General features: G+C 42.0%; 17 protein-coding genes. 5 read left to right on the top strand and 12 right to left on the bottom strand.

Annotated elements, in window-relative coordinates; all coding sequences use genetic code 11:
* Window positions 1-2: 2 nt before the first annotated feature.
* The 7 genes from GOM47_RS04245 to GOM47_RS04215 form a co-directional block, all read right to left on the bottom strand.
* The gene (locus GOM47_RS04245; RefSeq protein WP_235081152.1) at window positions 3-1,061 is read right to left on the bottom strand and encodes an ABC transporter permease; all 1,059 of its coding nucleotides are present in this window, start codon (window positions 1,059-1,061) and stop codon (window positions 3-5) included.
* Window positions 1,054-2,589 carry an ABC transporter ATP-binding protein gene (locus GOM47_RS04240; RefSeq protein ID WP_235081151.1) on the bottom strand — a complete coding sequence of 512 codons (1,536 nt, stop codon included), beginning with the start codon at window positions 2,587-2,589 and terminating at the stop codon, window positions 1,054-1,056. The genes GOM47_RS04245 and GOM47_RS04240 overlap by 8 nt, the downstream gene beginning before the upstream one ends.
* A 136-nt stretch (window positions 2,590-2,725) precedes the next feature.
* On the bottom strand, window positions 2,726-3,781 hold the full coding sequence (locus GOM47_RS04235) for a BMP family lipoprotein (protein WP_125394328.1): 1,056 nt from the start codon (window positions 3,779-3,781) through the stop codon (window positions 2,726-2,728).
* Window positions 3,782-3,871: 90 nt separating this feature from the next.
* Window positions 3,872-4,261 (bottom strand): cytidine deaminase, encoded by a 390-nt coding sequence (locus tag GOM47_RS04230; protein WP_000246111.1) that lies wholly within the window; start codon window positions 4,259-4,261, stop codon window positions 3,872-3,874.
* Window positions 4,248-4,910: a deoxyribose-phosphate aldolase gene (gene deoC / locus GOM47_RS04225; protein ID WP_235081150.1), complete on the bottom strand. Its 663-nt coding sequence runs from the start codon at window positions 4,908-4,910 to the stop codon at window positions 4,248-4,250. Before deoC ends, GOM47_RS04230 begins: the two co-directional genes overlap by 14 nt.
* 19 nt (window positions 4,911-4,929) lie before the next feature.
* Window positions 4,930-6,207: a pyrimidine-nucleoside phosphorylase gene (locus tag GOM47_RS04220; RefSeq protein ID WP_235081149.1), complete on the bottom strand. Its 1,278-nt coding sequence runs from the start codon at window positions 6,205-6,207 to the stop codon at window positions 4,930-4,932.
* On the bottom strand, window positions 6,204-6,794 hold the full coding sequence (locus GOM47_RS04215; RefSeq protein WP_235081148.1) for a class I SAM-dependent methyltransferase: 591 nt from the start codon (window positions 6,792-6,794) through the stop codon (window positions 6,204-6,206). The genes GOM47_RS04220 and GOM47_RS04215 overlap by 4 nt, the downstream gene beginning before the upstream one ends.
* 211 nt (window positions 6,795-7,005) lie before the next feature.
* On the opposite strand from GOM47_RS04215, the gene coaA reads away from it, so the two are divergent.
* The 3 genes from coaA (at window position 7,006) to GOM47_RS04200 (ending at window position 8,816) form a co-directional block, all read left to right on the top strand.
* On the top strand, window positions 7,006-7,926 hold the full coding sequence (coaA, locus tag GOM47_RS04210; protein ID WP_235081147.1) for a type I pantothenate kinase: 921 nt from the start codon (window positions 7,006-7,008) through the stop codon (window positions 7,924-7,926).
* A gap of 67 nt (window positions 7,927-7,993) precedes the next feature.
* Window positions 7,994-8,230, top strand: coding sequence for a 30S ribosomal protein S20 (gene rpsT / locus GOM47_RS04205; protein WP_001274000.1), 237 nt, complete (start codon window positions 7,994-7,996; stop codon window positions 8,228-8,230).
* A gap of 52 nt (window positions 8,231-8,282) precedes the next feature.
* Window positions 8,283-8,816, top strand: coding sequence for a DNA topology modulation protein (locus tag GOM47_RS04200; protein WP_235081146.1), 534 nt, complete (start codon window positions 8,283-8,285; stop codon window positions 8,814-8,816).
* A 16-nt stretch (window positions 8,817-8,832) separates the two neighbouring features.
* On the opposite strand, the gene metG is transcribed toward GOM47_RS04200, so the two are convergent.
* The 4 genes from metG to GOM47_RS04180 all read right to left on the bottom strand — a co-directional run bounded on the left by metG (window position 8,833) and on the right by GOM47_RS04180 (window position 14,096).
* Window positions 8,833-10,830 (bottom strand): methionine--tRNA ligase, encoded by a 1,998-nt coding sequence (gene metG, locus GOM47_RS04195; RefSeq protein WP_235081145.1) that lies wholly within the window; start codon window positions 10,828-10,830, stop codon window positions 8,833-8,835.
* A gap of 135 nt (window positions 10,831-10,965) precedes the next feature.
* On the bottom strand, window positions 10,966-12,225 hold the full coding sequence (locus tag GOM47_RS04190) for an ABC transporter permease (protein ID WP_235081144.1): 1,260 nt from the start codon (window positions 12,223-12,225) through the stop codon (window positions 10,966-10,968).
* A gap of 1 nt (window position 12,226) precedes the next feature.
* Window positions 12,227-12,928 carry an ABC transporter ATP-binding protein gene (locus tag GOM47_RS04185; protein ID WP_235081143.1) on the bottom strand — a complete coding sequence of 234 codons (702 nt, stop codon included), beginning with the start codon at window positions 12,926-12,928 and terminating at the stop codon, window positions 12,227-12,229.
* Entirely contained in the window at window positions 12,912-14,096 is a 1,185-nt protein-coding gene (locus GOM47_RS04180) for an efflux RND transporter periplasmic adaptor subunit (protein WP_235081142.1), read from the bottom strand. The genes GOM47_RS04185 and GOM47_RS04180 overlap by 17 nt, the downstream gene beginning before the upstream one ends.
* Window positions 14,097-14,363: 267 nt before the next feature.
* On the opposite strand from GOM47_RS04180, the gene gor reads away from it, so the two are divergent.
* A complete protein-coding gene (gene gor / locus GOM47_RS04175; protein ID WP_235081141.1) occupies window positions 14,364-15,710 on the top strand; it encodes a glutathione-disulfide reductase in 1,347 nt (448 codons plus the stop codon).
* A gap of 143 nt (window positions 15,711-15,853) precedes the next feature.
* A complete protein-coding gene (locus GOM47_RS04170) occupies window positions 15,854-16,390 on the top strand; it encodes a biotin transporter BioY (protein ID WP_235081140.1) in 537 nt (178 codons plus the stop codon).
* A gap of 86 nt (window positions 16,391-16,476) precedes the next feature.
* Here GOM47_RS04170 and GOM47_RS04165 read toward each other — a convergent pair whose 3' ends face one another.
* Complete coding sequence (locus GOM47_RS04165) at window positions 16,477-22,197, bottom strand: Cna B-type domain-containing protein (RefSeq protein WP_235081139.1); 5,721 nt, start codon at window positions 22,195-22,197, stop codon at window positions 16,477-16,479.
* Window positions 22,198-22,303 lie beyond the last annotated feature (106 nt).

The following is a 22,303-nucleotide window of genomic DNA, read 5'->3' as shown; positions in this document are numbered from 1 at the left end:
CCTTACTTACCTCCTTTAACTTGTTTTTTAGGTTTGACAAAGCGTTCGATAAGGTAGTGAACGCTGACAAAGAAGATAATGGACGCTGTTACAATGCTAACAAGCTCAGACGGAACTTGTGCTGCATTCATACCTGGCGCACCAACTTGTAGAACACCAAATAAGAAGGCTGCAAAGAGAATTCCAATTGGTGAATTTCCAGCAAGCAAACTAACTGCCATCCCGTTAAATCCGATAGCTAATGATGAGCCCTGAACGTAAACGTTTTGGAAAGTTCCAAGACCTTCGACAGCTCCACCAAGACCAGCCAAGGCACCAGAGATAATCATTGATAGGATGATTGTACGTTTTGCTGAAATACCAGCGTACTCTGAAGCATGGGGATTGAGACCAACTGCACGAATTTCAAAACCGAGAGTCGTTTTCTTGAGCAAGAACCAAATCACAACTACAGCAATGATTGCAAAGAAGATTCCAATATTCATACGAGAATTTCCAGTCAACTCTGATAACCATGGTGTCTGGTATGTAGCATTGGCACTAACACGAATCGTTGAGTCTGTACTTTGCATAATATCTTTAGGAAAGGCATGAATAAAGGCATTTCCTACATACAATACAATGTAGTTCATCATGATGGTCACGATAACCTCTGACGTACCGAGATAAGCTCTGAGAACACCTGGGATAGCTCCGACAATCCCACCAGCGATAAGGGCAATAACAACTGTCGCAAGAATCATCAAAGGACGTGGCATATCAGGATTTGAAAGGGCAAACCACCCACTCATAACCCAACCTGCAAGAGCCTGTCCAGGAAGTCCAACGTTAAAGAAGCCTGCACGACTGGCTACTGCAAAACCAAGACCAATCAAGACAAGAGGTCCCATGGCACGGAAAATCTCACCGATACCACGCAGACTACCGAAAGCTGTGTAGAACAACTCCTCATAACCCCAGATAGCATCATAGCCGAAGATCCACATGACAATGGCTCCGAGCAAGATTCCTAAGAATACAGAAATCATGGGAACCGAAATTTGTTGTAATTTTTTAGACATCACTCTTCTCCTTTCCCAAGCTTCCACCAGCCATCAAGACACCAAGTTCCTGTTTGTTGGTTGTTTCTGGCGACACAATACCTTGAATCTTCCCATCGTGGATAACAGCAATACGGTCTGAGACATTTAAAATCTCATCCAGTTCAAAGCTGACAACGAGAACAGCCTTGCCATTATCACGTTCCTCAATCAAGCGTTTGTGAATGTACTCAATGGCACCAACGTCCAATCCACGTGTCGGTTGGCTAACGATTAGGAGATCAGGATCTCGATCAATCTCACGAGCGATAATTGCTTTTTGCTGATTCCCCCCTGAGAGAGCTGCTGCTGGTACAAACTCACTAGCAGCACGAACGTCAAATTCTTCCATCAATTTCTTAGCATGAGAAGTAATATTGGCATAGTTCAAGATACCATTTTTACTGAGTGGTTCTTTGTAATAGGTTTGAAGAGCAATGTTTTCCGAAATCATCATATCCAAAATCAAACCATCACGATGACGGTCTTCTGGAACGTGCCCCACACTCATCTCAGTAATTTGTCGAGGATGCATACCGACAACTGACTTTCCTTTCAAATCAATGCTACCAGACTCAACTTTCCGAAGACCTGTGATAGCTTGGATGAGTTCTGACTGGCCGTTACCATCAATTCCTGCGATCCCAACAATTTCACCAGCACGAACATCCAAAGAAAGGTTCTTCACAGCTGGTACACCACGGTTTTCATTGACAACTAGGTCTTTGATAGACAAGACTACATCTTTTGGCTGGGCTGCTTGTTTGGCTGTCTTAAAGGATACCGAACGTCCAACCATCATTTCCGCCAAATCTGCATTGGTTGCGCCTGCGATTTCAACCGTCTGGATTGATTTCCCACGACGGATAACCGTAACACGATCAGACACTGCACGGATTTCATCCAGTTTATGGGTAATCAAAATGATAGACTTCCCTTCTTTGACAAGGTTTTTCATGATTGCCATCAACTCATCAATCTCTGAAGGAGTCAATACGGCTGTAGGTTCGTCAAAGATAAGGATATCAGCACCACGATAGAGTGTTTTCAAGATTTCTACACGTTGTTGGGCACCAACGGAAATATCCGCCACCTTAGCAGCAGGATCCACTGCCAAACCATAACGTTCAGAAAGAGCCTTGATTTCTTTAGTAGCACCAGCTATATCTAGAACACCATTTTTAGTGATTTCACTCCCCAAAATGATATTTTCAGCCACTGTAAAAGCTTCAACCAACATAAAGTGTTGGTGAACCATACCGATTCCCAAACTAGCTGCTTTAGAAGGCGAGTCTAGTTTTACAACTTGACCATTCACCACAATCTCACCACTAGTTGGCTCGAGAAGTCCTGCCAGCATATTCATCAGAGTGGATTTACCCGCTCCATTTTCTCCTAAAAGTGCATGGATTTCACCTTTTCGTAGGTGCAGGTTGATTTTGTCGTTGGCGACAAATTCACCAAACACCTTGGTAATCTCACGCATCTCAATGACATTTTCGTGTGCCATATGCTCTTCCTTTCAGAGGTTTATTTTATTTCAATAAAACCTGCTAATCACATTAACAAGCTCTATTGAGACAAAAATTGTCTCAATTCTTAAAGAAGCGACCAATGGCCGCTTCCTAAGAAATGACTTTTATCCATTATTTTTCAGGAACTTTAATACTTCCGTCAAGGATCTTAGCTTTTGCGTCCTCAACAGCTTTTTTACCTTCTTCAGAAAGATTTGTTACTGCCAAGTCAACCCCTTTATCTTTCAATGAGTAGACAATAACTTGTCCACCAGGGAATTCGCCTTTTTCAGTTTTGTTAGCAATATCTTTTACAGTTGTACCAACTTGTTTCAAAGTTGAAGCAAGAACAAAGTTTGATTCCTTACCATCTTTAGAAGTGTATTTACCTTCTTCCACTTGGTCACGGTCAACACCGATAACCCAAACTTTTTCATTTTCAGGACGGCTTTCGTTGAGTGATTTCGCTTCAGAGAAGACACCTGCTCCAGTACCACCTGCTACTTGGTATACAACGTCAGCACCTGCAGCATACTGAGCGGCAGCGATTGTTTTACCTTTAGCTGCGTCACCAAATGAACCAGCGTAGTCTACTTGAACCTTGATAGAAGAATCTACTGAAGCAACACCTGCTTTGAAACCAGCTTCAAAACGTGAGATAACTTCAGATTCCATACCACCTACAAAACCGATTTGTTTTGTCTTAGTTGTTTTAGCGGCTGCAACACCTGCAAGGTAAGCTGCTTCGTTATCCGCGAAAGTAACACTTGCAACGTTCTTTTGATCTTTGATGACATCATCAATCAAGACATAGTTCAAGTCTGTGTGCTCTTTTGCCGCTTCTTCAACTGCATTGTGAAGTGCAAAACCAACACCGAAGATCAGGTTGTAACTTCCAGCCGCTTGTTGCAAGTGGTTAGCGTAGTCAGCTTCACTGTTAGATTGATAATAAGTATATCCATTATCTTTTGAAAGATTGTGTTCTTTACCCCAGTCTTGCAAACCTTCCCAAGCTGATTGGTTGAATGATTTATCATCAACACCACCAGTATCTGTTACGATCGCTGCTTTCGTCTTCATTTCAGATGAAGATGAAGCTGCGTTACGAGAAGAGCGGTTACCACATGCAGCAAGTCCAACTGCTGCCACTGCAACTAGACCAAGGCCTAGCCATTGTTTCTTGTTCATTACTGAACCTCCTAAATAAGATGTGCAACGATGTTGCAAGTATAGATCGTTTGGTCACGTAGACCACAGCCACTCGAAGAGTAGCTCAGACTAATTTAAGTCTGTAAATGAGTATGGAAGTAACTCCCCGACCGTCATCTCGACCGTCGATTTATCTTTAGCAACTAAAGTCACTTTTAGATCTTGTTCAAAAAACTCAACCATGACCTGACGACAAGCACCACATGGCGAGATGGGTTTTTCAGTTTGACCGTAGACAATCAATTCTGAAAACTCCCGTTGTCCCTCCGAAACTGCTTTGAAAATAGCGGTACGCTCTCCACAATTAGTTAAGGGATAACTAGCATTCTCGATGTTCACACCCGTATAAATACTACCATCCTTGGCTACTAAAACAGCACCTATGGGAAAATGAGAATAGGGGACATAGGCTTGTTTGCTGGTTTCAATTGCTAGTTCAATTAACTCAGTAGTCGCCATCTGCCAATTCTCCTTTTAAGATTGTTACACCAGCAGATGTTCCGATACGGGTAGCGCCTGCTTCCACAAAAGCGACAGCATCTGCATATGAACGAGCTCCACCAGCTGCCTTAACTCCCATATCTGGCCCGACTGTTTCACGCATCAACTGAACATCCTCAATAGTGGCACCACCAGTTGAAAATCCAGTTGATGTTTTGACAAAGTCAGCGCCTGCTTTCTGGGATAATTCGCAGGCCACAACCTTTTCATCGTCTGTCAACAAGCAAGCTTCAATAATGACCTTAACCAACTTGTCACCACTTGCTTCTACGACAGCACGGATGTCCGATTCAACCAAATCCAGATTGCCTGATTTGAGGGCACCAACATTGATAACCATATCAATCTCATCCGCACCGTTTTGGACAGCTTCTTTTGTTTCAAAAGCTTTCACAGCTGAAGTTGTTGCTCCCAAAGGAAAACCTACTACTGTACAAACCTTTACATCTGAGCCTTCAAGCCCTGTTTTCGCATGTTTCACCCATGTGGGATTGACACAAACGCTGGCAAAGTCATACTCACGCGCTTCAGATAGCAAACGATCAATTTGTTCTTGACTTGCATCTTGCTTTAAAAGCGTATGATCGATATATTTATTTAATTTCATATTCGGATTCTCCCTGGTTTTATGAGATAATTTCTATAATTTCTCGTAAACTTTGCACTCCATCATTTATTTTAACATATTTTTGAAATTCTGTAACTAGTTCAGAAGAAATTTTTCCATTTGTATAAACTTTTGCGACAATTTCACCCCTCTGGACAGGGTCACCAACTTTTTTATCAAAAACGATTCCAGTTTCATAGTCTAAAGCATCAGACTTGACTGCACGACCAGCTCCCAATCTCATGGCATATAGACCAAATTCCATAGCTGGAAGAGCTGAAATGACACCTGTCTCTTGAGCCGGGATATCCACTACATGTGCAACATTTACTGGGCGATAGAGATCTTCTAGATCACCGCCTTGAGCTGCCACCATTTCTTCAAACTTAGCCAGTGCTTGGCCATTTTCCAGGTGTTGACGGATTTCCTCGATCGTTTTCTCAACATCAGCCAACCCAAGCATAATCTGAGCTAGCTCGCAGATAAAGTGACTAATATCTTCTCGGCCATTTCCTTTGAGAATATCGATTGCCTCAAGGATTTCGAGACGATTGCCAATAGCTTTTCCCAAGGGTTGGCTCATATCGGTAATGACTGCTACCGTCTTTCGACCAACTGCCTTACCAAGATCCACCATGGTTTGAGCTAATTTGCGCGCCTCATCAACCGTCTTCATGAAGGCCCCCTCACCGACCGTTACGTCTAGCAAAATGGCATCCGCTCCTGCAGCAATTTTCTTGCTCATCACCGAACTAGCAATCAAAGGAATCGTGTCGACAGTTGCTGTCACATCACGGAGGGCATAGAGAAGTTTATCTGCTTTAACCAGCTGATCGGACTGCCCAATGACAGATACACCAATGTCCTGTACCTGACGAATGAAATCTTCTTGACTTCGCTCAACTTGATAGCCCTTAATGGACTCCAATTTATCAATTGTCCCACCAGTATGGCCGAGACCACGACCACTCATTTTAGCAACGGGTACTCCGAAACTCGCAACAAGGGGAGCCAAGATTAAGGTCACCTTATCACCTACACCACCAGTCGAATGCTTATCAACTTTAACCCCATCAATAGCTGACAAGTCAAACTCCTGACCTGTCTTGACCATATTCATCGTTAGATCAGAAATCTCACGTGTGGTCATTCCTTTAAAATAAACAGCCATAGCAAAAGCAGACATCTGATAGTCTGGAACAGTTCCAGCCACATAGCCTTCTACCAACCACTTGATTTCACTTGAAGACAGTTCTTGACCATCTCGTTTCTTTTGGATTAAATCAACTGCTCTCATTCTTTCACACTTCTAAGGATATAGTATCCCTTATCTTTCTTTACGATTTCACAATTGCCAAAAACGTCTTCCATCTTATTTCTAGCACTTGGAGCCCCTTGTTTTTTCTGAATGACGATGGTTAAATCTCCTCTGTCTTTCAAGAAATCTCTGCTCTTTTCGATAATCTCATGAACAACCTGTTTGCCCGCTCGAATCGGCGGATTGGAAATAACATGGTCAAACTTCCCTTCAACTTGTTCATAGATATTGGATTGGAAAATCGTTGCTTCTACTTTATTACGTTCAGCATTTTGTCGCGCTAGGTCCAAGGCACGATTATTGATATCGACCATGGTTACCTGAGCTCCATAAGCCTTGGCTAACGACAAACCCAATGGCCCATAACCACAACCTACATCAAGAACAGTTTCTCCTTTGTTAACCTCTAGACACTTGAGCAAGAGCTGACTCCCAAAGTCAACCATTTTCTTGCTAAAAACACCTGCGTCCGTTAAAAAGGTCAATTTATGTCCCAGCAACTCTACTCTCAAGTCATGAATATCGTGAGCTGCATCAGGATTTTCTGCATAATACATTTTACTCATAAAACTATTTTACCATATTTTAAGGAAATATAAAATCGTTTACAAAGCTGAAATTCAACAAACAAACTAAATCTGTTATGATAATAATTAAATGATCTTTGTATTTTGCACTGTTATAGCAACTTTCAAGAATCAGAATGATAAATATCGAATTTCATTCTCTCTTTAGATGAGAAATATGATATACTAAGATATCGAACGAGGAAAAATTATGACCAACGAATTTTTACATTTTGAAAAAATCAGTCGCCAGACTTGGCAATCTTTACATCGAAAGACAACACCTCCTTTGACAGAAGAGGAACTAGAATCCATCAAGAGTTTCAATGACCAGATTAGTCTGCAAGATGTGACAGATATTTATTTACCTTTAGCTCATCTCATCCAAATTTACAAACGCACCAAAGAGGATTTAGCCTTTTCTAAGGGAATTTTTCTCCAAAGAGAGAGTAAATCTCAACCCTTCATTATTGGAGTTTCAGGAAGTGTAGCTGTAGGAAAATCAACAACTAGCCGACTTCTGCAAATCCTTCTCTCTCGTACAGTTACTGATGCTACTGTAGAATTGGTGACAACCGACGGTTTTCTCTATCCCAATCAAACTTTAATTGAGCAAGGTATCTTAAATCGCAAAGGTTTTCCAGAGAGTTATGACATGGAAGCCTTGCTGAATTTTCTTGACCGCCTAAAGAATGGGCAAGATGTCGATATTCCAGTCTATTCTCATGAAGTGTATGACATCGTTCCTGGGGAAAAACAACGGGTCAAAGCCGCTGACTTTGTCATTGTCGAGGGAATTAATGTCTTTCAAAACCCTCAAAATGAGCGCCTTTACATCACTGATTTCTTTGATTTTTCCATCTACGTGGATGCTGCAGTAGAAGACATTGAAAGCTGGTATCTGGATCGTTTCTTGAAACTTCTCAGCTTTGCCCAGAATGATCCTGAAAGCTACTACCACCGTTTTACTCAAATGCCAATAGGAGAAGTAGAAGCTTTTGCCCATCAAGTATGGACTACTATCAACCTTACAAATCTACAAAACTATATCGAACCAACAAGAAATCGGGCCGAGGTCATTCTCCACAAGGCTAAAAACCATGAAATCGATGAAATTTACCTAAAAAAATAATTTCCCCTTGTCAAAACCTGAGTTTTCATATATAATGGTATAGTTAGTAAATATGGAGGTAAGAACATTGGCAAACATTAAATCAGCTATCAAACGCGCTGAATTGAACGTTAAACAAAACGAAAAAAACTCAGCTCAAAAATCAGCTATGCGTACTGCTATCAAAGCTTTCGAAGCAAACCCTTCTGAAGAACTTTTCCGTGCTGCTAGCTCAGCTATCGACAAAGCAGAAACTAAAGGTTTGATTCATAAAAACAAAGCAAGCCGCGATAAAGCTCGTCTTTCAGCTAAACTTGCTAAATAAGAAACAGTCCATAGAGGCTGTTTTTTTGTCCTCTAATAAGAAAAGGTAGAAAATGAAAATCGCAATCATCGGATATTCTGGAGCTGGCAAGTCAACTCTAGCTGAGAAGTTATCAAACTACTGCTCCATCCCCAAACTGCATATGGATACTCTCCAATTTCAACCTGGTTGGCAAGATAGTGACCGCGATTGGATGGAAACTGAGATGAAAAACTTCCTCACTAGTCACTCAGACCGGGTCATCGATGGCAACTACTCTTGGTGCTATTACGAGGAAAGAATGCAGGAAGCTGACCAAATCATCTTTCTCAATTTTTCACCATGGACTTGTCTCTTTCGAGCATTTAAACGGTATCTCACTTACCGAGGCAAGGTCCGAGAAAGTATGGCTGCAGGTTGTCCTGAACGCTTTGACTGGGAATTTATCCGATGGATTCTCTGGGATGGGCGAAGCAAATCCGCTAGGGAACGCTACAAGTGGGTTCAAGAAACCTATCCAAAGAAAGTAATTGTCCTCCGGTCGCAAAAGGTGATAGACCACTTCTTAGAAAATCTCCCACATAACAAGAAAAACCAACGTGCCTAACGTTGGTTTTTTGCTTTTAGCCAATTACACTTCCGTTTGGTACAGCTGGATCAACTGTGAGAAGGATTAACTTGCCTTCATGTTCAGCTGAGAGGATCATTCCTTGACTGACATATTTCTTCATCATCTTACGTGGTTTGAGGTTGGCAACAATTTGGACTTTCTTGCCGACCAATTCTTGTTCGTTTGGATAGTATTTGGCAATTCCTGAGAGGATTTGACGGTCTTCGCCATCACCAGCATCTAGGCGGAATTGGAGCAACTTATCAGAACCTTCCACTTTAGACACTTCTTTGACCTCTGCGACACGGATTTCGACCTTATCAAAGTCTTCAAACTTGATTTCATCCTTGTTTAGTTTGAGTTCAACTTCATCTGGATTCCATTCTTTTTCGACCGCTGGTTTGTTGCCTTCCATTTGTTCCTTGATATAGGCGATTTCTTCTTCCATGTCGAGACGTGGGAAGATTGGCGTTCCTTTAGCTACTACAGTTACAGCAGCAGGGAAGTCAGCCAAGCTCAAGTTTTCAAGGCTCACCACTTCTTCCAAGCCAAGTTGAGTCATGACCGCACGACTAGTTTCCATCATAAATGGTTCAATCAAGTGAGCTACGACACGGAGGCTAGCTGCCAAGTGGCTCATAACACTTGCCAATTGGTCACGAAGCGCTTCATCCTTAGCCAAGACCCATGGGGCTGTCTCATCGATGTATTTGTTGGTACGTGATATAAGAGTCCATACTGCTTCTAAAGCACGTGGGTAGTCAACAGCATCCATGTGTGTATGGTAATCAGCAATTGATTCAGAAGCTACTTGAGCAAGAGAATGATCAAACTCTGTCACACCTTCTACATAGGCAGGAATTTGTCCATCAAAATACTTGTTAATCATGGAAACCGTACGATTGAGGAGGTTTCCAAGGTCATTGGCCAATTCATAGTTGATACGGCCGACGTAGTCCTCAGGAGTGAAGGTTCCGTCTGAACCAACAGGAAGGCTACGCATGAGGTAGTAACGGAGTGGGTCAAGCCCATAACGCTCTACCAACATTTCAGGGTAAACGACATTCCCTTTTGACTTAGACATCTTGCCGTCTTTCATGACAAACCAACCGTGGGCAATCAAGCGGTCTGGCAATTTGATATCCAACATCATAAGAAGGATTGGCCAATAGATTGAGTGGAAACGAAGGATGTCTTTTCCTACCATATGGAAGACAGTTCCATTCCAGAACTTGTCAAAGTTACCATGTTCGTCTTGACCATAGCCAAGCGCTGTCGCATAGTTCAGAAGGGCATCGATCCAAACGTAGACAACGTGTTTTGGATTGGATGGGACTGGCACACCCCAGGTAAAGGTTGTTCGAGATACCGCCAAATCTTCCAAACCAGGCTCGATGAAGTTACGCAACATTTCATTAAGGCGACCATCAGGAGTGATAAACTCAGGATGAGCTTTGAAAAATTCAACCAAACGGTCTTGGTATTTGCTGAGGCGAAGGAAGTAAGACTCTTCAGAAACCCATTCGACCTCGTGGCCTGATGGAGCGATACCACCCGTTACATTTCCAGCTTCGTCACGGAAAACTTCTGCAAGCTGGCTTTCTGTAAAGAATTCCTCATCTGAGACTGAATACCAGCCAGAGTATTCACCCAAGTAGATGTCATCTTGAGCAAGCAAGCGTTCAAATACTTGTGCTACTACTTTTTCATGGTAATCATCAGTTGTACGGATGAATTTATCGTATGAGATATCGAGTAATTTCCAGAGTTCTTTGACTCCAACCGCCATGCCGTCAACATAGGCTTGAGGTGTGATGCCAGCTTCTTCAGCTTTTTGCTGGATTTTCTGACCATGCTCATCCAGACCTGTCAGATAAAAGACATCGTAGCCCATGAGGCGTTTGTAACGAGCTAGGACATCACAGGCGATGGTTGTGTAGGCAGAACCGATATGAAGTTTACCAGATGGATAGTAAATCGGTGTTGTAATATAAAAATTCTTTTCAGACATAATTTTTCCTTTCCAGGCAAATGAAACCTGTTTTTCTAACACTTCATTATATCATATTTTTAGTGATTTTCGATAGGGAAATCCATACAAAAACAAGACAGACAAGTGTCTATCTTGTTTGTCCTGTTCTATGTCTTACTCATAGCGAAGAGCTTCAATCGGATCAAGCTTAGACGCTTTATTGGCTGGTAAGACTCCGAAAATCATCCCAACGCTGGCTGACACAGCCAAGCTAAAGAGAGCAATTGGGAGGGAAACCCCAACTTCAATACCTGCAATCATGTTTTGAAGCAATACTCCAGCTAACATGGTCATTCCAGCAGCAATCCCAAGACCAATGACACCACCTAGCAAGGTCAAGATCATGGATTCAATCAAAAACTGTACCAAAATATTAGCCCGTGTAGCTCCAAGAGCTTTCCGCAGACCAATCTCCCGCGTGCGTTCTGTCACCGAAACCAGCATGATATTCATAACACCAGTTCCCCCGACAAAGAGAGAGATTCCTGCGATGGCACTGATAATGGTGGTCATAAAACCAAATAGTTGTTGTACCTCTTGAAAGGCGGCAGTTGAATCCGCAACTTGGTACTCTCCTTGTTGAAGACCTGCAATCTCAGTCAGTTTTCGAGCCAACTCCGGACCCAAGGTCTGCGTTAGACTAGTATCATTGACACGAAAGACGATATTCGAGATTTCATCAGTATTAAAATTGGCTGCGAGAGAGATATTGGTCGTAATTGGAAGACCACCAATCCCAAAGGCTTTAGCAGTTTTAGCTTCATTACTAGTATAAACACCAATCACACGGTAGCTAAATTCATTGACAGAGATGATTTGATTAACCGCAGCTTCTGGACTATCAAACAAACTCTTGGCTAGTTCTTCATCCAACAAAATCACACTGGCAAATTCCTTGTAGTCTTGCGGTCTTAGACTTCTACCCGCAACGATTTCATTTTCAACTGCGTTCATGTAGGTGCTATTTCCGCCTGTCAGAGTCGCTCGTTCAACCTTCTTATCCTTATAAGATAAGGTAACGTTGGTCGAGTTAGTGACATAGTAACTGTCTACTCCTTTGAGTTTGGCAGCCTCCTTGACCCAAGACTCCAGTGGTTTGGGTGGTTCAACATGAACATCCTCTTCTTTCCCGCTAACTGTCAAAGCGGATTGTTTCTGCGTGAAGGAGCCGTCCTTGCTTTTGATAGGAGAGAAAAAGACATGGATATCCTTCTGTGATTTGGTCATGTTTTTATTGACCTGACGAGACATGGAATCTCCCAGAGCCATGATGACGACGACAGACGAAACTCCGATGATAATCCCAATCATGGTGAGGAAGGAACGCATCTTGTGGGCCATGATGGATGAAAAGGCAAATTTCAGATTCTGCATCTTAGTTTTCCTCCTTTTCTAAATGCGCACTGTCTGATGAGATGACCCCATCACGAATGACAATTTGGCGTTTGGCATAGGCAGCAATCTCAGGCTCATGAGTGACCATGATAATGGTTTTCCCTTCCTTATTTAACTCAACCAACAGTTGCATGATTTGATTTCCCGTCTTGGTATCCAAGGCTCCTGTAGGTTCGTCTGCTAGGATGATAGAGGGATTATTTACCAAGGCACGCGCAATCGCTACACGTTGCTTTTGACCACCAGATAACTCAGATGGCAAATGATGACTGCGCTCCGTCAGCTCAACCTTTTCCAGAAATTCCTCCGCCAATTTCCGACGTTTTGAAGCTGAAACTCCAGCGTAAATCAAGGGCAACTCGACGTTTTGAAGTGCATTGAGTTTGGACAAGAGAAAGAACTGCTGAAAGACAAAGCCGATTTGCTGGTTGCGGACTTTTGCCAGTTGTTTCTCTCCAAGGCCTGCAACCTCTTGCCCTTCAAGGTAGTACTCTCCACTGGTTGGTGTATCCAACATTCCGATGGTATTCATCAACGTAGACTTACCAGAACCAGAAGGTCCCATAATAGCAACAAACTCACCTTCATGAACTTCTAGATTGATATTTTTAAGGACCTGCAGTTCTTGGTCACCATTTCGATAACTCCTGCAGATATTTTTGAGACTAATTAGTTTCTTCATCAGCCTTCACCTCTTTTCCTTCTTCCAAGGAAGATGTTGGATTACTGATGACCTGGGCACCGTCTGTCAAACCTGAAGTAATTTCTTGGTTGTCCGCATCCGCATTCCCCAAAGTAACTTCTACCTTCTTCGCTTTTTTCTGGTTGTCAACGAGCCAAACATAGTTTTTATCATTTTCGGTAACAACACTTGTCAAAGGAACAAGGATGGCCTTACTCTTGTTCTTGACTTCAACACTGACAGAGAAGCCTTGTTTCAACTCACCGATATCGCTAGTCACATCAACAGTATAAGGATACTTAGATCCAGTATTCCCTCCAAGAGCTGCATTTGCTGCTTCTCCGTTGTTTTTAGGATAATCAGAAATATAGCTGATTTTACCCGTCCAGCTCTTATCTTGGTAAACCTTCGAAGTAAAGGTAACTTCTTGCCCAACAGAAAGGTTAGCAAGGTTGTATTCAGACAACTCCCCTTTGACCTGTAAGTTTTCATTACTTACGACATGTACTACCACTTGGCTATTACCTGTTGGCGATTTAGAAACATTACGATTAACTTCAACTACAGTCCCTTCTAGTGTACTGAGGACAGTTGCAGCATCTAGCTGAGCCTGAGCCTTGTTGAGCTGAGCCACAGCATCTGCACGATTATCCTTGGCATCACTGATTTGAGAATCAATAGAAGATACTGAAGAAGTTGCTGCTTGCGCTTGTTCTGGGAGTCCAGCTTCTGTTGGAACCTGTGGAGAAGTTGGTGCAGCTGATGCATTTTCACGGGCTTTGTTTAACTCCTCGATATGACGGTCTGCCTTTGCAACTGCACGATCAGCTGCATCATAGGCAGCTTGAGCGTCCGCACTGCTGTATTTGACCAACGCTTGCCCTTCTTCGACCTTGTCCCCGACTGAAACGAGAATTTCATCTAAATCTCCCTTACTAGCATCAAAATAAACGTATTGTTCATTTTTTGCTGTAACCGTACCTGACAAGAGAACCGATGAAGCAACGGAACCTTCCTTAGCAGTAATGATATGAGAGGTTTCCTCCTTGACTGCTGACTGGGAAGGTTGCCTAAAAATCAAAATCCCCGCAGCACCGATAACAATAGCACTGGCAACACCAATCGCTGTGTATAATTGCCATTTTTTTGCCTTCTTATTTCTTTTCATTTTCAAACTCCTTTATTCTTTTGCCTTACAAAAACCATTATATCAGAAACACCAAGCCCAAACAATGACAGTTCAGATGGTAACAATGACAATTCAGGATCATTATTTCGTTCGGTATTCGTTTATTGGATTATTGTGCTAGATATATAATACAATATCTTTTTGAATTTGGCAAGTGTTTTTCTAATTTTTTTTAACGTAGCAGATTTTTGCATTCAAAAAATAAAAACGATAGAATATGACTATCAAAGCTATAAGGAGTTTTCTATGAGAGAATATGATATCATCGCCATCGGTGGAGGAAGCGGCGGCATTGCCACTATGAACCGAGCTGGCGAACACGGTGCTAAAGCAGCTGTTATCGAAGAGAAAAAATTAGGTGGAACCTGCGTCAATGTCGGCTGTGTTCCTAAAAAAATCATGTGGTATGGAGCTCAAATCGCTGAAAGCTTCCACCACTACGGCCCTGACTATGGTTTTACAAGTTCAGATGTTCAATTTGATTTCGCAAAGCTTCGTCAAAACCGTGAAGCCTACATTGATCGCGCTCGCTCATCTTATGATGGAAGTTTCAAGCGTAACGGCGTTGATTTGATTGAAGGCCGTGCTCATTTCGTTGATGCTCATACGGTCAGCGTTAATGGCGAATTGATTCGTGCCAAGCATATCGTGATTGCGACTGGAGCTCGTCCAAGCATCCCAACTATTCCTGGAGCTGAACTCGGTGGCAGCTCAGACGATGTCTTTGCTTGGGAACAACTTCCTGAATCCGTTGCGATTCTTGGGGCTGGTTATATCGCCGTTGAATTAGCAGGTGTTCTCCACGCACTCGGAGTAAAAACTGATTTGTTTGTCCGTCGCGATCGTCCCTTGCGCACTTTTGACAGCTACATCGTTGAAGGTCTTGTCAATGAAATGGAAAAAACAGGTTTACCTTTGCACACGCATAAGGTACCCGTCAAGCTCGAAGAAACTGAGCAAGGCATTACGATTCATTTTGAAGACGGTTCTAGTCACACTGCAAGCCAAGTTATCTGGGCTACCGGTCGCCGTCCAAATGTAGATGGTCTGGATTTAGAAAAGGCCGGCGTTACACTCAACCAACGTGGATTTATCCAAGTGGATGAGTATCAAAATACAGTTGTAGATGGCATCTACGCCCTTGGAGACGTTACTGGTGAGAAGGAACTTACCCCAGTAGCCATCAAGGCAGGACGCACCCTATCTGAACGCCTCTTCAACGGGAAAACAAATGCCAAGATGGACTACACGACTATCCCTACTGTTGTCTTCTCCCACCCAGCAATCGGAACCGTGGGGTTGACTGAAGAAGAAGCTATCAAAGAATACGGTCAAGATCACATCAAAGTCTACAAGTCAAGCTTTGCATCTATGTACTCTGCTGTTACAAGCCATCGTCAAGAATCTCGCTTCAAACTCATCACCGCCGGTACTGACGAAAAAGTTGTTGGCCTACATGGACTTGGTTACGGAGTGGATGAGATGATTCAAGGATTCGCTGTTGCTATCAAGATGGGAGCAACCAAGGCAGACTTTGATGCTACAGTAGCTATCCACCCAACTGCCTCAGAAGAATTTGTAACCATGCGCTAATTATCGTAAGAGACCTCTTGAGGTCTCTTTTTACTTGCAAAATCGGCTGTTACAAAATTGTTACCTTGATTTCAAAAACAGGTTGACTTCTGTTACTAAATTAGTATAATAGTTACTATAATTTTGAAAAGAGGTTAACAATTTTGAAAAAAGCTCATATCTATGCCATTCCTGCTATCGGTGCTGCTCTCATCGCCGTATTGGCACAAATCAGTCTCCCTATCGGTCCTGTACCTTTCACTCTGCAAAACTTTGCGATCGGTTTGATTGCTACTGTTTTTAGACCTAGAGAAGCCGCTCTTTCTGTAGCTCTCTATCTCCTACTGGGTGCCATTGGACTACCTGTCTTTGCAGGGGGTGGTGCAGGATTTCACATTTTAGTCGGTCCAAGTTCAGGCTATCTTTGGTTCGACCTTGTCTATGCAGGACTTACCTCTTATCTCATCCATCAGAATAGTGGCTATATCCGCATTTTCCTAGCCAACCTCTTGGGTGATTCCCTCGTCTTTGTCGGAGGTATTCTCAGCCTCCACTTGCTTGCTGGTATGTCATTTGATAAGGCACTCGCTGTTGGTGTCCTTCCTTTTATCCTTCCTGATCTTGGTAAGATCATTGCGATCAGTTTCATTAGTCGTCCCCTACTCGAACGATTGAAAAGCGTCACTTATTTCTCAAGATAAAAAAATAGTCCAGAACAATCGTTCTGGACTATTTCCTTTCCAATTACTTCATAAGAACTAACTGAGAATCAAGTCTCATCTAGAGATTATTTATTTTTACGGCTTACAAAGTATAATCCACCGGTCACTGCCATCAAAGCAAGTCCTGCAACTACTGTTGCGTTAGATGCTTTTTCACCAGTGTTAGGAAGTTGAGGTTTTTGTCCTGGTTTTCCTGGTTCTGGATCTTTTGGCTTGTTTGGCTCTGGATCCTGTGGTTTATTTGGTTCTGGGTCTTTTGGCTTGTGGTGATTTACAATATTAGTGCCAATTACTTCAGAAGTATAGCCTTTAGGAACATATGCTTCTTTAACTGTATAAACAATCTCTTTACCACCATCTTGATAACGATCAAGATCTGTAAATTCATACGTCCAACCACTTGCTACTGAAGCTGTAGCTGTTTTACCAGTTTCTACACCATTTGCCAACAGCTTAACAACAATTGAGTCTGGACGGATACCATCTTTGTTATTAGCATCATCCCAGATCTTCTTACCTTTTACAATAATTTTCTCTGGTGTATGTTCGTTAGTAATCGTGTACTTACCGTCTTTGTCAGTAGTAATTGTTGAAGTATATTCTTTCACAACAACTTCTTTAACAGTGTACTTGATTTCTTGACCATTTTCATACTTAGGAAGTGGTTTTGATTCAAACTTCCAACCAGTCTTCTCTGATACTTCAATCTCTTGAGCGAGCTCTGCTTTTTCGCCCTCACCTTTAAAGATTTGAACTTTCACAGATGTTGTACGTTTGCCATCTTGGTTGTTGTTATCCTTCCAAACCTTAGTTCCTGAAAGAACAACTGTTTCTGGGTTATGAGTGTTTGTTACCACTTGTCCAGTTACAGAAGATTCGTAGCCAGCTGGTACATCCACTTCCTTGATGGAGTAAGTGATTTCTTTACCAGCTTCGAATTGTGGAAGTTTTGTAAATGATGCTACCCAAGTGTTAGCGTCCGTCTTATCCTTAGCTGTCAAGGTCAATTTCTTACCTTCAACGGCTACTGCTTTAGATCCACCTACAGATTTGAAAAGTTGAACCGTTACGGACTTAGGACGTTTGCCGTCTTGGTCGTTCGCGTCGTTCCATACTTTTGTTACCTTGTAGTCGATTTCTTTTGGTGCATATTTGTTTGTGATGGTAAAGTCTGTAATAGTCGATTCGTATTCTGCGACTGCTTCTTCTGTCACAGTATATTTAATCTCTTTACCATTCTTATATTTTGCAAGTTTTGTAAATTCAACAGACCAAGTGCCGTCTGGTGCAGCTTGAATCTCTTTTGAATCAACTTTCTGACCGTCTGCTAAGAGATTGATTGTAATCTTAGTTGGACGTTTGCCATCTTGGTTATTCGCATCATCCCAGTTCTTGGTTGCTTTTACATTAACTGTTTCCGGGGTGTAGTTATTGGTGATTGTGAAGCCTGATACAGGGTCACCAGTAACTTCAGAATTGTAGCCAGTAACAGTTACTTCGACTACTGAGTAAACAATCGCTTTACCAGCTTTGTTTACATCAAGATCTGTGAAGCTTCCTGACCAGTTGTTATCTTTATTGAGTTCAAGGGTCTTACCTGTGTCTTGACCATCAGCAAGGAGTTTAACGGTGATAGACTCTGGACGTTTGCCATCTTGGTTGTCGCTATCATTCCAAACTTTCTTCACTGGTACTTGAGTCTTACCTGGTGTGTAGCTATTGGTAATGGTGAAGCCAGTTGTGGCATCTCCTGTTACCTTAGACTCATATTCTGCGACTGAAACTTCTTCGATAGTGTACTTAATCGCTTTACCAGCTTTGTTCACATCAAGATCTGTGAAGCTTCCTGACCAGTTGTTGTCTTTATTGAGTTCAAGGGTCTTACCTGTGTCTTGACCATCGGCAAGAAGTTTAACTGTGACTGATGTTGGACGTTTGCCATCTTGGTTGTCGGCATCGTTCCAAACTTTCTTCACTGGTACTTGAGTCTTACCTGGAGTGTAGCTGTTAGTAATGGTGAAACCAGTTGTGGCATCTCCTGTCACCTCAGATTTGTAGCCAGCAACTGAGACTTCTTCGATAGTGTACTTAATCGCTTTACCAGCTTTGTTCACATCAAGATCTGTGAAGCTTCCTGACCAGTTGTTGTCTTTATTGAGTTCAAGGGTCTTACCTGTGTCTTGACCATCGGCAAGAAGTTTAACTGTGACTGATGTTGGACGTTTGCCATCTTGGTTATCAGCATCGTTCCAAACTTTCTTCACCGGTACTTGAGTCTTACCTGGTGTGTAGCTATTGGTAATGGTGAAGCCAGTTGTCGCATCTCCTGTTACCTTAGACTCATATTCTGCGACTGAAACTTCTTCGATAGTGTACTTAATCGCTTTACCAGCTTTGTTCACATCAAGATCTGTGAAGCTTCCTGACCAGTTGTTGTCTTTATTGAGTTCAAGGGTCTTACCTGTGTCTTGACCATCGGCAAGAAGTTTAACTGTGACTGATGTTGGACGTTTGCCATCTTGGTTATCAGCATCGTTCCAAACTTTCTTCACTGGAACCTGTGTTTTAGCTGGGGTGTAGACATTAGTGAAACTTGTGCTACCATCACTTGCATCACTGCTGTATTCAACCTTTGCATGCAATTGACCTTGACCATCATCGGTTACAGTTACTGTAGCTGTGACGGTCTTAGCATCGTAGGTGATACCATTCTCCGTTGTGCCAGCTTTTACTTCCTTAATAGTGTAAGTGTAAGTACGTGCTTCATCAAATGTCAACTCTGAGAATTTAACTTTTCCGTCAGCACCATTCTTCGCTTTTTCAACGTTACCAACTTCGTCTGTCAATGTAAATTCGAACATGTCAGCTTCGAGATTGCGATTGGTTAGTTTCTTATCTACTTCAAGAACTTCTTTGGCATTTTTAGCCTTATAGGTGTTTTCGAAAGTGCTGTCGTTATTGTCATAGGTAACAGTTGCTTCAAGAGCTCCCTTACCGTTGTCAACAACTTTGATCGTTACTTCGATAGTCTTGTTAGAATAAGTGATTCCTTTATCAGTTGTCCCAGCATTCTTTTCAACGATGGTGTAATGATAAGTGTCAGCTTTATTGAATTCTAAATCTTCAAACTTAATGTTTCCAGCTGCATCATTTGTTGTTGTTTGAATTGGAGCTGTACCATTTTTCTCAAACAAGGCAAACTCGAATTCACCACCTTGAAGCTGAATTGGCTTATCAGTGTTCTTATTGATGAATGATTTGGTTGCCGAAACAGGAGCTTTCACATTAGCAGGCTTATAAGTATTGGTGAATGTCTGAATTCCAATATCAGTAGCTCTTGTCACTGCACCAGCAAGTGGCGGAACAAGATTAGCACCAGGTGCTGAAGATGAGAAATCAGCTGCTGGAAGTGCTACAGCAGTAATAGGATAATACATTACTGATGCAACCAGCTTACCTTTGCCATCATCTACTACATGTACTGTGACCGGTACTTTTCTACCATCATAAGTCACACCATTAATGGTTTGACCAGCATTCACTTCAACAACAGTAAATTCGTATTCACCCGCTTTATCGAAAGGAATATCTTTGAAGACTACGCGACCAGCTGCATCGTTCTTAGCTCTTTGAACTTCTTGGCCATTTTTGTCTTTCAAGATAAATTCAAATTCTTCGTTTTGAAGAGGTGTTGGACGACCACCAGTTAATTCTTTTTTGACTTCAATATCAGCCTTAGTTGGTGAAGTGCTATAGGTATTTGTAACAGTAAGACCCGCTGTTTGTGCTGGAGTATAGCCGTCTATCGTATCTACGATGAGATTGCCATCTTCATCGACTTCCATCACACTATAAGTGTACTTCACACCGTGCTCATCTGTCGCAGGAAGGTCTGTCCATTCGACAGTTCCATCTGTTTTTGGAACGTCTTTCTTCTCAACACCAGCCACTTCTTCAATCGCTCCACCTTCTGGTGTACGGTACAATTTGAAGTAGACAGTTGGACGAATATGTTCCTGACCGCCAACCCAGACTTTCTTAGCAGTCACGTTTGTTTTTGGAACTTCGTAAGTATTGGTTACTTGAGTCTTGTCTGCATTGTAAGATACGATGTAGTTGTTATCGCCAACTGCAACCTTCTCTCCTTCTTTCAAAGGAAGGTTTGTCTGGTCTTGAAGTTCGCGAACAGAATAAACTAGCTTGCTTCCATCAACATCACGTTCAGGAAGTTGATTTTTCCACTTATAAGTGTAGACACCGTTCGACACGGTTACTTCAGGGGTGTAGTTCCCAGTAACAGGTTTTGCATCTGCAACAGTTTGTCCTTCTTTGTGCACATACAAACCGAGTTTGACTTCTTTGTAGTCAGTTGCTTTTCCGTTTACCCAAGTCTTGGTTGCTTCAAAGTCAACTGTCACACGTTTGTTAGAGATATTGAGGGGAACACCTTTTCCATCTTTCATCTCCACTTCAAATTCTTGACTATTTACCTGATAGCCTGATTTCGGAGTCTTTTCTTTAACAATATACTTACCATCATTGAGAGCCTTTGAAAGAGCAATTCCGTCTTTATCTGTTGTAACGGTATCAACCAAATTATTAGTGGTTTTCTCACGGATTTCAAAGACAACGCCTGCCAACTTAACATCTGCATCCGCTTCATCGTATTTTGTGATTTTGATCTTACCAGCAATATCAGCAGTAATAGTCGCACCTACAGATTTAACCGACTTTAAATTAAACGTTGCCTCTGTTCTGGTTCCGGTACTACCTCCGTATTTTTCCCAAATAAGTTGTGGTTGGTTATCAATCAAGTACTGCGCTGAGTTACTTATCGTTGAAGTATCTGCTGGTGAGGACGTATCATACGTTAAGAAAAAGCTCTTTGTTCCCATATTAGTCGGCATGAGCAACTCAAATCCTCGTTTCCCGTTGACAAAGGTCAACAAAGCTTTTTTATCTGAGTTAGCCTTGTATACCTCCGGATCGGTTGTGATTTCGTATTCATCACCTAAATGTTTAAGAGCAGATGAATTCGTATTCGTCGTTTCGAATTCCGCTTCATGCAGAGAGAAAGTACCTTCCACATAGTTAGCAAAGGCTCCCTTTGAAACGTCATCTGTAATCTTCACCACATGTCCAGTCATATCTTTCTTAGCGCGATTAATCTTCATCTGAAAATGTGCTCTCGCCTTATTGTTATCGTTATAACCGTACTTTGTAATAGTTTCTCCAATCACGTCAGTCTGTTCATATTTATTCACTTTATACGTGATGGTCTGTTTATCACCATTTGGTAAAACATAGGTAACCGTTTTCCCCTCTTTTTGGAGTGTTTCAGTTGCTTCTGCAACAAAGTCCCCACGGATATTCTGCTTGTCCTTCACCTTGTCATTGAAGGTAAATACCAGCTGATGGTTAGCATTCTCCACTCGGACAGTCCCCATTTTGATATTTGACGTCGAATCAATCAAATCCAGACTACCATCCGTCAAACTCAAGTTATCTGGAGCTTTTACGATGAAGTAATCCCCATCCTTGATTTCATTAGCTGCCACATTGGGAAATGAGAATTTACCTGAATATTTCAATTTCATCGAAGTATCATTTGAACCATGAATTCCTTCAGTCTTGCTTCCTGTGGATGCTATAGTAATCTCCAAGTGGTCTATTTGAACTTTACTCGTAACGTCAGTTGCTGCCTGTGCTTCAACTGTCGGGAAAAGCATCATCAAAAGTAAAAGAGGAAATACTAGAAAACCTAGTACTTTCTTTAGTTTATCCATAAAAAATCCTTTCTATTTGATTAAATTTAATTGAGAAGTATGTCACGTCTTAACAGTAGGCAACACCCCTTTCAATTGCTAGATTTACCACAAGAATCTTCCTATG

The sequence above is a fragment of the Streptococcus oralis genome (assembly GCF_021497945.1).
GTDB classification, from domain to species: Bacteria; Bacillota; Bacilli; order Lactobacillales; family Streptococcaceae; genus Streptococcus; species Streptococcus oralis_BR.
Note: the sequence above shows the minus strand (reverse complement) of the source record. Positions and strands in the feature narration are given on the sequence as shown.

Bases quoted from the DNA above. Each gene is read 5' to 3' on its own strand.
- GOM47_RS04185 (WP_235081143.1), bottom strand. From the start codon at position 12,928: ATGAAGAAACTAATTAGTCTCAAAAATATCTGCAGGAGTTATCGAAAT.
- GOM47_RS04245 (WP_235081152.1), bottom strand. From the start codon at position 1,061: ATGTCTAAAAAATTACAACAAATTTCGGTTCCCATGATTTCTGTATTC.
- GOM47_RS04230 (WP_000246111.1), bottom strand. From the start codon at position 4,261: ATGGCGACTACTGAGTTAATTGAACTAGCAATTGAAACCAGCAAACAA.
- GOM47_RS04220 (WP_235081149.1), bottom strand. From the start codon at position 6,207: ATGAGAGCAGTTGATTTAATCCAAAAGAAACGAGATGGTCAAGAACTG.
- GOM47_RS04180 (WP_235081142.1), bottom strand. From the start codon at position 14,096: ATGAAAAGAAATAAGAAGGCAAAAAAATGGCAATTATACACAGCGATT.
- metG (WP_235081145.1), bottom strand. From the start codon at position 10,830: ATGTCTGAAAAGAATTTTTATATTACAACACCGATTTACTATCCATCT.
- GOM47_RS04200 (WP_235081146.1), top strand. From the start codon at position 8,283: ATGAAAATCGCAATCATCGGATATTCTGGAGCTGGCAAGTCAACTCTA.
- GOM47_RS04165 (WP_235081139.1), bottom strand. From the start codon at position 22,197: ATGGATAAACTAAAGAAAGTACTAGGTTTTCTAGTATTTCCTCTTTTA.
- GOM47_RS04215 (WP_235081148.1), bottom strand. From the start codon at position 6,794: ATGAGTAAAATGTATTATGCAGAAAATCCTGATGCAGCTCACGATATT.
- coaA (WP_235081147.1), top strand. From the start codon at position 7,006: ATGACCAACGAATTTTTACATTTTGAAAAAATCAGTCGCCAGACTTGG.
- deoC (WP_235081150.1), bottom strand. From the start codon at position 4,910: ATGAAATTAAATAAATATATCGATCATACGCTTTTAAAGCAAGATGCA.
- GOM47_RS04235 (WP_125394328.1), bottom strand. From the start codon at position 3,781: ATGAACAAGAAACAATGGCTAGGCCTTGGTCTAGTTGCAGTGGCAGCA.
- GOM47_RS04190 (WP_235081144.1), bottom strand. From the start codon at position 12,225: ATGCAGAATCTGAAATTTGCCTTTTCATCCATCATGGCCCACAAGATG.
- GOM47_RS04240 (WP_235081151.1), bottom strand. From the start codon at position 2,589: ATGGCACACGAAAATGTCATTGAGATGCGTGAGATTACCAAGGTGTTT.
- gor (WP_235081141.1), top strand. From the start codon at position 14,364: ATGAGAGAATATGATATCATCGCCATCGGTGGAGGAAGCGGCGGCATT.